An 11,825-nucleotide genomic window follows, 5' to 3' on the forward strand; every position below is an offset into this window, starting at 1 on the left:
AAAATGACAAATCAGTATAATAAATCATTATTTACCTCCAAAAAAATCGTAATCTTATTAGTTACGATTTTGTCATTTTTACTGTTCAGTAATAATAGTATGGCGGCTGACGATTTATCGCTTTCCGCTTTGAAACTAACCACTAACCCCGATGGTTCTCAAGAGTACTCTGTAACCCTGCAAATACTAATTTTTATGACGGCGCTGAGCTTTATACCAGCTGCTGTCATTATGATGACATCATTTACGCGTATCGTAGTTGTTATGGCTATTTTGCGGCAAGCGTTTGGCTTGCAACAAACACCATCGAATCAGGTAATCATAGGTATTACCTTATTTATGACCTTGTTCATTATGACACCAGTCTATAACGAAATTAATGACCGCGCTATTCAGCCATATCTTGCTGAGCAACTAACGTCTGTAGAGGCTATTGATAAAGCAAAAGTGCCGCTGCGCGCCTTTATGTTAGAGCAAACCAGAATTAAAGATTTAGATACGTTAGCAAGTATGGCGGGGATTGAACAAGTTGAGCAACCAACAGATTTACCTATGACGGTAATTATTCCCGCATTTGTAATTAGCGAATTAAAAACCGCCTTTCAAATAGGCTTTATGTTGTTTATTCCTTTTCTGATCATTGACCTTGTGGTTGCCAGTATTCTTATGGCCATGGGTATGATGATGCTTTCGCCCATGATTGTTTCTTTACCATTTAAATTAATGCTATTTGTATTAATTGATGGCTGGAACTTGGTGATAGGCACTATAGCAACAAGTTATGGTATGGGAGCCGCGTAATGGGTCCTGAAGTATTTGTTGATATATTAAGAGATGCTTTATTTTTAGTGATTGTATTGGTGAGTGCAGTCATAGTTCCCAGTCTTATCGTCGGCTTAATTGTTGCAGTTTTCCAAGCTGCAACGTCAATAAATGAACAAACATTAAGCTTTTTACCACGGCTAATCGTAACACTACTTGCATTAATTTTAGGTGGTCATTGGTTGGTACAAAAATTGATGGATTATGCCATTCGCTTAATTGGCAGTATTCCTAGTGTGGTAAGTTAACATGGAGTTCACTGAGGCCATTATCAATCAAACAATGGCTGATTTTTTACTGCCTTTAATACGTATTTCAGCAATGATCATGGCCATGATTGGTCTTGGCGCCAAGTCTATCCCCGGTCGGGTAAAATTATTTTTCTGTTTAGCTGTTACCGCAGCTGTTATGCCGGCTTTACCACCGACACAAGTTGGCAATATGTTTTCCTTAGCGACTGCACTGCTTGTTGGTGAACAAATTGTTATAGGCGTTATGCTAGGCTTTGTAACCGTTATGGTGGTGAATACGTTTACCTTGGCCGGACAAATTATTGCAATGCAAACTGGTTTAGGTTTTGCGTCTTTGGTTGATCCCGCCAGTGGTACTAGTGTTCCAGCCGTTGGTCAGTTCTTTTTGATTTTATCTTCATTATTATTTTGGGCAATGGATGGCCACCTTGCATATTTACAGTTTGTTGTTGCCAGCTTTGATACTATCCCAATTCCAGCGACTGATTTTTCTAGCATTAAATTTAAGGAAATAGCGGAGTGGGGTAGTTGGATGTTTGCGACCGCGTTGTCGCTTGCCATTGCGCCACTAACGGCAATGTTATTGATAAACTTCTCATTTGGTATTATGACGCGAGCCGCACCACAATTGAATATTTTTGCAATTGGTTTCCCTATTACCATGTGTGCGGGTTTGTTGATTATGTGGCTGACTATGGGCAATTTCTATAATCATTTCGTAATGCAGTGGCAGCGTGCTCTAGATTTTAGCTGTTACTTAATTGACTGCGGGGCTGCGCCCTAATGGCTGAGTCAGACAGCGGTGAAAAAACCGAAGAACCGACGGCGAAAAAGCTTTCAGATGCGCGAAAAAAGGGGCAAATTGCACGTTCAAAAGATTTAGGCACTATGTTTGTGTTAGTTGGCAGTGCTGTTGCTATGCTGATTATGGGTAACTCGTTAGTTGCCGCACTCTCAACTATGATGAAACGCTTATTTAGCTTAAATCGTCGAGAAACCATGGATGTTCACGCCTTATTTCAAGTGGTGAGTGATAGCGTTAGCTCGATAATGGTCCCCTTCCTTTGGATTCACGTTATTATTGTTTTTGCAGCATTTGTTGGTAATAGCTTACTTGGAGGTATGAGCTTTTCTTGGCAAGCTATGGCACCTAAGGCGAGTAAATTATCTCCATTAGCTGGCTTTAAGCGTATGTTTGGTGTGCAAGCCTATGTTGAGTTAATTAAGTCAATTCTAAAATTCTTTGTGGTTTTTATTTCGGCTTACTTATTGTTAAGTGGTTTGTTTGATCAAATAATTAATTTGAGTACCGAAAATATCCCTCATAATTTTGAGCATGCCGTGTCGTTATTAATGTGGATGTTTTTGGCGTTGGCATTGTCTTTGGCAATAATTGTGGTGGTTGATGCGCCATATCAAGTTTGGAATCACAATCGTCAATTAAAAATGACCAAACAAGAAATTAAAGATGAAATGAAAAACTCAGATGGTAGTCCTGAAACAAAAGGTCGTATAAGGCGTGCTCAGTATGAAATGTCGCAACGTCGTATGATGCAAGATGTACCTGAGTCAGATGTTGTTATTACCAATCCAACGCATTATTCGGTCGCATTAAAATATGATGCAGACGCTGGTGGAGCGCCGGTATTGGTTGCTAAAGGTATAGACGAAATGGCGTTGCATATTCGCACTATAGCTAAAGAACATAATATCGAAATAATTGCCTCTCCGGCGCTTGCACGTTCGTTATATTATACCGCGGAACCCAATGAAGAAATTCCTGAACAACTATTTGCTGCCGTAGCACAGATTTTAGCGTTTATTTTTCAACTCAATGCTCATAAAGAAGGTAAAGCGAGAAGACCAAAGCCTGTTTCTAAAAATTTGCCTATTCCAGATGATTTTCGCTACTAGTTACTTAAGCTAACTGTTAATAGACTTATGGTGTTGTTTGATTAGTAAGCAACTAGGCCAATATTCAAGTATTGTGGTAGAAGCTGGTCTGATTATTGCTATTTCAAGGTATATGTCAAATTACTATCACTCGAGCTCATGCAGTTAGCGGCAACGTTTAATAATTTAAAAAAACAAAAATTCAATGTTTTCTCAGGCTTAGGTACGCCATTTCTAGTGATGGCAGCACTTGGTATGGTTATTCTACCCATGCCAGCATTTTTGCTCGATATTCTATTTTCTTTCAATATTGCCTTATCTTTGGTGGTGTTACTCATTACGGTTTACACGCTAAAGCCACTCGAATTTGGCTCTTTCCCTGCGGTTCTACTGATTGCGACAATTTTACGCTTAGCTCTTAATGTGGCTAGTACGCGCGTGGTATTGCTCGAAGGTCATGAAGGGCCTGAAGCCGCAGGTAAAGTTATTGAAGCGTTTGGCTCGGTTGTTATCGGCGGAAACTACGCGGTTGGCTTAGTGGTTTTTGCTATTCTCATTATTATCAACTTTGTCGTAGTGACTAAAGGTGCTGGGCGTATCTCGGAAGTAACAGCACGTTTTACCCTTGATGCTATGCCGGGTAAACAAATGGCGATTGATGCGGATTTAAATGCTGGTTTTATAACAGCCGATCAGGCACGGGAGCGCCGTACTGAAGTTACCAGCGAAGCGGATTTTTACGGTTCCATGGACGGTGCAAGTAAGTTTGTAAAAGGCGATGCGATTGCTGGTATTTTGATTCTATTTATCAACATTATTGGCGGCCTAGTTATTGGTATGGTGCAGCATGACCTGAGTTTTGAAAGTGCCGTTGAAATTTATACGCTATTGACCATAGGTGATGGTTTAGTTGCGCAAATTCCTGGCCTGTTGCTTTCCGTTGGCACCGCGATCGTGGTAACGCGCCAAAATACTGCTCAAGATATGGGCGAGCAAGTTAGCGCTCAGCTTGGCCAAGAACGTTCTCTATATATTGCCGCAGGTGTAATGTTTGTGATGGGCATTGTACCTGGAATGCCGCATGTAGCATTTCTTATTTTTGCCGTTTTAATTGCGGGTATTGCGTTCTTTGGTGCTAAATATAAGGCAGCAAAAGCAATTCAAGAGGCTGAGCAATCACAAGCGGCTGAGGTTGAAACCCAGCAGCAAGAAGCAGAGGTTAAAGACTTAGGTTGGGATGATGTAAACCATGTCGATATTATTGGTCTTGAAATCGGTTATCGTTTAATTCCTCTTGTCGATAAAGCGCAAGGTGGAGAGTTACTTAATCGCATAAAAGGGGTACGTAAAAAGCTATCCCAGGAATTTGGCTTTTTGGTACCAGCAGTACATATTCGCGATAATCTCGACTTAGACCCGAATACTTATCAAATATCACTGATGGGTGTCACCATAGGTGAGGCTGAAATTCGTCACGATCATGAACTGGCAATTAACCCTGGGCAAGTTTTTGGAAAATTAGAAGGAATAGCCACCCAAGATCCCGCTTTTGGCTTAGATGCAGTTTGGATTAAACAAGAGCAGCGTGAACATGCACAGTCATTAGGATATACCGTTGTTGATGCCGCAACTGTGCTGGCAACTCATTTAAGTCAAATATTAACCAATAATGCTTCACAATTATTAGGGCATGAAGAAGTGCAAAACCTTCTTGATATGCTTGCTAAGAGTTACCCTAAACTAATTGAAGGCTTGATCCCTGATGTTCTTTCCTTGGGAACAATCGTAAAAGTATTGCAAAACCTGATGAATGAAGGTGTGCCAGTACGTGATATGCGCAGTATCATTCAAACCTTAGTTGAGTATGGACCTAAGAGCCAAGACCCAGAAGTATTAACTGCGGCGGTAAGAATTACCTTACGTAAGTTCATTGTACAAGAGCTTGTTGGCCCAGCAGCAGAAGTACCTGTCATAACTTTGTCGCCAGAGTTGGAACAGATGTTGCACCAGTCTATGCAAATGGCTGGAGACGATGGCGCAGGTATCGAACCAGGTTTAGCAGAGCGGTTACAGAAATCCTTGACAGACGGTGCTCAGCAGCAAGAAATGGCTGGCGATACTCCAATATTATTAACGTCAGGTATTTTACGCTCAGTATTAGCTAAGTTTGTTAAATACACTATTCCAGGTTTGCGGGTAATTTCATACCAAGAAATTCCAGATGATAAGCAAATTAAAATTGTTAGCGCGATCGGCCAGTAAAAATAATTCAAAGTAAGTTGTAGTGAATGCTAAGGGGTTGGCAGTGAAAATTAGACGTTATGTAGCAAAAGATATGAGAACTGCATTAGCTCAAATTAAAGAAGAGCTAGGCGCAGATGCTGTTATTATGTCAAATAAGAAAATTGCTGAAGGTGTCGAATTAATGGCGGCGGTTGATTACAACCAAAGTGTTAATAATGCAGGGCCTGAGAAAGTAGAGCAAAATTCAAATTCAGATGTTACTAGGCAACCTTCTGCCCGTATTGATATTGCTGAAGATACGGTGGCATTTACTAGCACTGCACAATCAACAACGCAAAATGAAGAAGCTCCAGCAGACAGTTTAGCAGCTTTGTTAAATCGACAAGTTCAGCAAAATGGCTATGACAAAGCTCCTGCAACCCGTGCTTTTGATAGTCAAATTGCTAACTCTTCGGTAAATAACAACCCAACCATTCAGCAAACTCGTGATGCAGCTCCTGACGATATTGAGCAACAATTTAAAGATTTCACTAATCGTTTAGAGCAGTCTAACGTTACTGACAACGCTACGCTAAACTCCTCGGCGGCAATTAATAATACCGTTAAAAAGCCGCAAGCTTTTAACGTGCCTACAGCAGATGATTTTAAGCATAGTGTTGAAACTCCCGCTCAAGTGCAGCCACAAGTAAGTAGTATTGAATTTGAGAACATGCAAAAAGAAATGTCTTCAATTCGCAAGTTACTTGAGCACCAAATGTCAGGCTTGATGTGGCAAGATATGGCACAAAAAGACCCGATGCGCGCGGTGTTGGTAAACCGTCTAATGGCGATGGGGCTAACAGAACAAATTGCTGATCAAGTTGCTGGTTATATTCCAGCAAATACCCATGAAGATGATGCATGGCAACGAGCAAAGCAGGTAATTTCTCAACAGTTGAATACGACAAATAACGATATTATTCAACGTGGCGGTGTTGTATCTTTAGTTGGGCCTACAGGTGTCGGCAAAACCACGACGATCGCTAAACTTGCTGCTCGTTTTGCACAAGTTCACGGTGCAGAGCAAGTGGTTTTAATATCAACAGACAGTTATCGGATTGCTGGATTTGAGCAATTAGCGACTTATGGCCGAATTATTGGTTGTCAGGTTAAACTTGCTAAAGATGGCAATGAACTTGACAGTTTATTGCAACAATTTTCGCAAAAGAAATTGATCTTGATCGATACTGCTGGAATGGGGCAAAGAGATATGCGATTGAACGAGCATTTAACTACCTTAATCGCTAATGCTCGTGTTAGAATCCGTAATTACTTAGTATTATCTGCAAATACTCAACCGCGTGTAATGCAAGAAAATGTTGAGCGTTTTAAACGTATTCCACTAGCGGGATGTATTTATACTAAGTTAGATGAAAGCTTAAGTGTTGGCGAAATTATCAGCACATCGCTGCAAAATGGTTTAGCAATAGGCTATCTTACTGACGGGCAAAGAGTTCCTGAAGATATTAAGGTTGCAAATGCTGAGAAATTAGTTACGCTTGCAGATAGAATGGCGATAAAGTCTCAGTCGCCAGCAGTTTCATGGCGAACAACCGCAGCTGCGGTCGCTGTATAGCTGTCTTGATATAGGCAGTCACGTTATAAGAGAAGTTACATAGATGATAGATCAAGCGAGTGGCTTACGAAAAATGCAGGATTCTCAACAAATAAAAGTCATAGCCGTTTCTGGTGGTAAAGGTGGAGTTGGTAAAACTAATGTCTCACTCAACACTTCTATTTCTTTAGCAAAGTTAGGTAAGCGAGTACTAGTACTCGATGCCGATTTAGGTCTAGCCAATGTTGATGTCATGCTAGGCTTACGCGTACAACGCAATTTATCTCATGTGTTATCTGGTGAGTGCGAATTGGATGATATTATTATTGAAGGCCCAGGTGGCATAAATATCATTCCTGCTACATCAGGCACACAATCAATGGTTGATTTAACGCCATCTGAGCATGCAGGCCTAATTCGCGCCTTTAGTGACATGCACACTAAATTCGATATTTTAATTGTTGATACGGCCGCTGGTATTTCTGACATGGTGTTAAGCTTTTGCCGCGCATCTCAAGACGTTTTATTAGTGGTTTGTGATGAACCAACTTCAATTACCGATTGCTATGCTTTGATGAAATTACTTAGCCGAGATCACGGCATTTTTAAATTTAAAGTCGTAGCAAATATGGTACGTAGTTCGAAAGAAGGGCAGCAATTATTTGCAAAACTTTCGAAGGTAACCGACAGGTTCTTAGACGTAGCACTAGAGCTGGTTGCAGTCATTCCATTTGATGAAAATATTCGTAAATCAGTTAGGAAACAACAAGCTATCGTTGAAGCATTTCCTGAATCACCAGCCTCTATGGGCTTTAAAGCGCTTGCTAAAAACTTAATGAGCTGGCCAATTCCCCAACAACCTTCGGGTCACTTAGAGTTCTTTATTGAGCAATTGTTAGAACACTAACCAACAAGCGAGCGAGTTAGAGTGGTTAAAGTACATGCTTACAGTGTTGATAAATCTGCTTTATTAGAACAGCATACCGTGTTGGTTAAGCGTATTGCTTACCATTTACTCGCACGCTTACCTGCCAGCGTTATCGTTGATGATCTTATTCAATCGGGCATGATTGGCTTATTAGAAGCTGCAAATAATTTTGATAATAGCAAAGGTGCAAGCTTTGAAACCTTTGCCGGCATCCGTATTCGAGGTGCCATGCTTGATGAAATTCGCCGTGGTGACTGGGTTCCACGTTCGGTACATAAGAATAGTCGAATGATCAGCGAGGCCATTAAAAGCCTAGAGGCAGCATATGGTCGAGATGTTTCGGATGCTGAAGTTGCTGAAAAACTTGAAATTTCATTAAATGACTACCATCATATGCTTAATGAAGTTAGTTCAGGTAAAATATTAGGCATTGACGATTTAGGAGTTAATGGGGACACCATTGAGTTGGCAGAAAGCCACCAGCAAGATGACCCCTATGCTAGCATTGAACAGAGTGTTTTTAAAAAGTCTTTAGCTGAATGCATTTCTACTTTACCCGAGCGGGAAGCTTTAGTACTGTCTCTGTATTACGATGAAGAGTTAAATCTTAGGGAAATAGGGCAAGTGCTTGATGTAAGTGAATCAAGAGTGAGCCAAATACATAGCCAGGCGATGCATCGTTTAAAAGCACGTATGCAATCATGGCAAAGTTAAGTAGAATAGAGTTATTGTTAGAATTTTAAATGTTCTCACCGGAGGGTGCCTTGGATAAAAATATGAAAGTACTTGTTGTTGACGATTTTTCAACAATGAGACGTATAATCAAAAATTTGTTACGCGACATTGGCTTTACCAATATTTCAGAAGCTGATGATGGTAGTACGGCATTACCAATGTTAAAGGAAGGTGACTATGACTTTGTTGTCACTGATTGGAATATGCCAGGTATGCAAGGGATTGATTTACTTAAAGCAATTAGAGCAGATGCTAAATTGTCTCATATTCCAGTATTAATGGTTACTGCGGAAGCGAAAAAAGAGCAAATTGTCATGGCTGCACAAGCCGGTGTTAATGGTTATATTGTTAAGCCATTTACTGCTGCGACCTTGAATACCAAGCTAGATAAAATTTTTGAACGTCTTGGTTAATCGATAATTTTTGCCACGCAAGGACTTCACATGACTACAAATACCGGTGTCCATGTTTCTTTGGAACAAGCTAAATTATTGGTTGAATATCTTGAAACTGACCAACAAGATAAAGCAAATGAATTGATTGCAGAAATTCAGAATCCAATTAATTCTGAGTTATTTGCTGAAATCGGCAAATTAACGCGTCAATTACATGACTCTTTAAATAACTTTCAAGTGGATACTCGCTTGAATGATTTAGCTACCGCAGACATTCCTGATGCTAAAGAGCGACTAAACTTTGTTATTAGTCGTACTGAAGAAGCTGCAAACAAAACAATGGACGCAGTCGAGTCTATTTTCCCCGTTGTTGATAATATTCAGCAGCAAATTAGTACCGTGAATCCATTGTGGCAGAAATTGATGCACAATGAGCTTGATATCGGTGAGTTTAAAGCATTGTGTCGCGATATTGATGTTTTGCTTAAAACCACAGAAAAAGAAACGAGCCGCATGCACAGTTTAATGACTGATGTACTTATGGCACAAGATTTCCAAGATTTAACTGGCCAAGTGATTCGAAAAGTTATTGACTTAGTTCACGAAGTTGAAGAAAGCTTGATTAATATGCTGACTGCGTTTGGCATGTCTTCTGATGCTGCGAAAGACAAGCCTCTACCTTCGGTAGGTGATAACTTAGTCGAAGGCCCCATTGTTAATACGGAAAATCGCACTGATGTTGTCTCGGATCAGGATGACGTTGATGACTTATTATCAAGTTTAGGTTTTTAATAGGAGTTACTGAATGTCATTTGAACAAGATGAAGAAATTCTTCAGGATTTTTTAATCGAAGCTGGAGAAATACTTGAGAGCTTGTCGGAGCAATTGGTCGAACTTGAAAATGATCCTGATAATGCCGATTTACTAAATGCAATTTTTAGGGGCTTTCATACCGTTAAAGGCGGAGCTGGATTCTTATCCTTAACTGAGTTAGTTGATGCTTGTCATGGTGCTGAAAATGTTTTTGATACCTTAAGAAACAACCAGCGTGCTGTTACATCTGAATTGATGGACGTTATCTTACAAGCGTTAGACACTATTAACGAAATGTTTGCGCAAGTACAAAACCAAGAGCCGCTTTCAACTGCCGATCCAGAATTATTAGCTGAATTGCATCGATTATCAGAACCAGAAGGTAACGAGCCAGCAGCCGTTGTTGAAGATGTTGTGGTACCTGTTGCTGAGCTTGAGCCCGTGCAAGAAGAGCAAACATCAAGTTCAAATGATGAAATGACAGAAGACGAATTTGAACGTCTTTTAGATGAATTACATGGCGGTGGTGCACCAAGCGTTAATGCCGTGCCAGAAGTTCCAGCCGCAACAGTAAGTACCGCGGGCAGTGACGATATCTCTGATGATGAATTTGAATCCTTATTAGATGAATTGCATGGTCAAGGAGCATTTTCACCGGCGGTGGCAACAACGAGTAATAGTGCGGCAGCGTCGAGTTCTTCTGATGAAATCAATGACGATGAATTTGAATCTTTATTAGATGAATTACATGGTAAAGGACAAGCGCCGAAAGCACCTGCTACACCATCGGTTCCTGAAGCGAAACCTGTTGTTAAAGCTGCTCCGAAAGCAGTGCCTGCTGCTAAAAAAGCACCAGCCAAACCTGTCGCGGCAAATAAACCTGCTGATAATAAAGCACCTGTAAAAGATAAAAAAGCAGCGCCAGCAGCGGCACAAGGTGAAACTACGGTACGTGTTGATACAAAACGTTTAGACCAAATTATGAATATGGTCGGGGAATTAGTTTTAGTAAGAAACCGCCTGACTAGCCTTGGTATGACAAAAGAAGATGAAGAGTTAACCAAAGCGGTATCTAATTTAGATGCAGTGACTACCGATTTACAAGGCGCGGTGATGAAAACCCGCATGCAGCCAATTAAAAAGGTTTTTGGTCGCTTCCCTCGTGTTGTTCGTGACTTAGCGCGCAGTTTAAATAAAGAAATTAAATTGGTTTTAGAAGGTGAAGAGACTGATTTAGATAAAAACCTTGTTGAAGCACTAGCTGATCCGTTAGTGCATTTAGTGCGAAACTCGGTTGACCACGGTATTGAAGACCCAGCGACTCGTGAGGCTGCCGGTAAGCCACGAGAAGGTGTGGTTGTGTTATCTGCTTCGCAAGAAGGTGATCATATTCTACTTACCATTCGTGATGATGGTGCCGGTATGAACGCTGAAAAGCTTAAGGAAATAGCGATTGAACGTGGCGTACTTGATGCCGATGCCGCAGCACGCATGCCAGATAAAGAAGCATTTAGTTTAATATTTGCGCCAGGGTTTTCGACTAAAACAGAAATATCTGAAGTGTCTGGACGTGGCGTAGGTATGGACGTGGTTAAAACTAAAATCACCCAGCTTAATGGTACCGTAAATATCGACTCAGAGATGGGCGTTGGTACCATACTTGAGATTAAAGTACCGCTGACCTTGGCAATCTTGCCTACGTTAATGGTGGTGGTTGGCAAGCAAACTTTTGCTTTACCGTTAGCGGCTGTTAATGAAATTTTCCATCTTGACTTAACATCAACCAATATTGTTGATGGTCAGTTAACGATTATTGTACGAGAAAAAGCTATTCCACTGTTTTACTTGGATCAATGGTTAGTTCGTGATTTTGTTGATAAACCACGAGACCGCGGCCACGTTGTTATCGTACAGTTAGGTAATCAACAAGTTGGCTTTGTTGTTGACAGTTTAATAGGCCAAGAAGAAGTAGTAATTAAGCCACTTGACAGATTATTGCATGGCACACCAGGTATGGCAGGAGCAACTATCACGAGTGATGGCGGTATCGCTTTGATTATTGATGTGCCAAATATGCTTAAATATTACGCGAAAAAATCAATTGTGAATAAAAAATTACGTTCCTAAATACGTAATCACTATAGGAAAG

11 protein-coding genes are annotated in these 11,825 nt (G+C 40.7%); all 11 read left to right on the forward strand.

The features are described 5' to 3' along the window. The first annotated feature begins 3 nt into the window (after positions 1–3). Complete coding sequence (fliP, locus tag AC27HL_RS03795; RefSeq protein ID WP_487079036.1) at positions 4–801, forward strand: flagellar type III secretion system pore protein FliP; 798 nt, start codon at positions 4–6, stop codon at positions 799–801. Beyond that, positions 801–1,070 carry a flagellar biosynthesis protein FliQ gene (gene fliQ, locus AC27HL_RS03800; protein ID WP_487079037.1) on the forward strand — a complete coding sequence of 90 codons (270 nt, stop codon included), beginning with the start codon at positions 801–803 and terminating at the stop codon, positions 1,068–1,070. Before fliP ends, fliQ begins: the two co-directional genes overlap by 1 nt. Position 1,071: 1 nt before the next feature. After that, complete coding sequence (gene fliR / locus AC27HL_RS03805; protein WP_487079038.1) at positions 1,072–1,857, forward strand: flagellar biosynthetic protein FliR; 786 nt, start codon at positions 1,072–1,074, stop codon at positions 1,855–1,857. Next, positions 1,857–2,987, forward strand: a complete 1,131-nt coding sequence (gene flhB / locus AC27HL_RS03810) for a flagellar biosynthesis protein FlhB (RefSeq protein WP_487079039.1) — start codon at positions 1,857–1,859, stop codon at positions 2,985–2,987. The genes fliR and flhB overlap by 1 nt, the downstream gene beginning before the upstream one ends. 138 nt (positions 2,988–3,125) lie before the next feature. After that, positions 3,126–5,228, forward strand: a complete 2,103-nt coding sequence (gene flhA, locus AC27HL_RS03815; protein ID WP_487079040.1) for a flagellar biosynthesis protein FlhA — start codon at positions 3,126–3,128, stop codon at positions 5,226–5,228. 43 nt (positions 5,229–5,271) lie between these two features. Beyond that, entirely contained in the window at positions 5,272–6,825 is a 1,554-nt protein-coding gene (gene flhF / locus AC27HL_RS03820; RefSeq protein WP_487079041.1) for a flagellar biosynthesis GTPase FlhF, read from the forward strand. Between the two features lie 43 nt (positions 6,826–6,868). Next, complete coding sequence (locus AC27HL_RS03825) at positions 6,869–7,711, forward strand: MinD/ParA family protein (RefSeq protein ID WP_487079042.1); 843 nt, start codon at positions 6,869–6,871, stop codon at positions 7,709–7,711. Between the two features lie 21 nt (positions 7,712–7,732). Next, complete coding sequence (locus AC27HL_RS03830) at positions 7,733–8,446, forward strand: RNA polymerase sigma factor FliA (RefSeq protein WP_487079043.1); 714 nt, start codon at positions 7,733–7,735, stop codon at positions 8,444–8,446. A 50-nt stretch (positions 8,447–8,496) separates the two neighbouring features. Beyond that, complete coding sequence (cheY, locus tag AC27HL_RS03835; RefSeq protein WP_487079895.1) at positions 8,497–8,880, forward strand: chemotaxis response regulator CheY; 384 nt, start codon at positions 8,497–8,499, stop codon at positions 8,878–8,880. Between the two features lie 30 nt (positions 8,881–8,910). Continuing rightward, on the forward strand, positions 8,911–9,654 hold the full coding sequence (locus AC27HL_RS03840; RefSeq protein WP_487079044.1) for a protein phosphatase CheZ: 744 nt from the start codon (positions 8,911–8,913) through the stop codon (positions 9,652–9,654). Between the two features lie 13 nt (positions 9,655–9,667). Beyond that, positions 9,668–11,803, forward strand: a complete 2,136-nt coding sequence (locus AC27HL_RS03845; protein ID WP_487079045.1) for a chemotaxis protein CheA — start codon at positions 9,668–9,670, stop codon at positions 11,801–11,803. The last annotated feature ends 22 nt before the right edge of the window (positions 11,804–11,825 follow it).

Source organism: Colwellia aquaemaris, assembly GCF_057548755.1.

What these genes read in the sequence shown, in the direction of transcription:
- fliP (WP_487079036.1), top strand. Translation starts at nt 4, where the DNA reads ATGACAAATCAGTATAATAAATCATTATTTACCTCCAAAAAAATCGTA.
- fliQ (WP_487079037.1), top strand. Translation starts at nt 801, where the DNA reads ATGGGTCCTGAAGTATTTGTTGATATATTAAGAGATGCTTTATTTTTA.
- fliR (WP_487079038.1), top strand. Translation starts at nt 1,072, where the DNA reads ATGGAGTTCACTGAGGCCATTATCAATCAAACAATGGCTGATTTTTTA.
- flhB (WP_487079039.1), top strand. Translation starts at nt 1,857, where the DNA reads ATGGCTGAGTCAGACAGCGGTGAAAAAACCGAAGAACCGACGGCGAAA.
- flhA (WP_487079040.1), top strand. Translation starts at nt 3,126, where the DNA reads ATGCAGTTAGCGGCAACGTTTAATAATTTAAAAAAACAAAAATTCAAT.
- AC27HL_RS03825 (WP_487079042.1), top strand. Translation starts at nt 6,869, where the DNA reads ATGATAGATCAAGCGAGTGGCTTACGAAAAATGCAGGATTCTCAACAA.
- AC27HL_RS03840 (WP_487079044.1), top strand. Translation starts at nt 8,911, where the DNA reads ATGACTACAAATACCGGTGTCCATGTTTCTTTGGAACAAGCTAAATTA.
- AC27HL_RS03845 (WP_487079045.1), top strand. Translation starts at nt 9,668, where the DNA reads ATGTCATTTGAACAAGATGAAGAAATTCTTCAGGATTTTTTAATCGAA.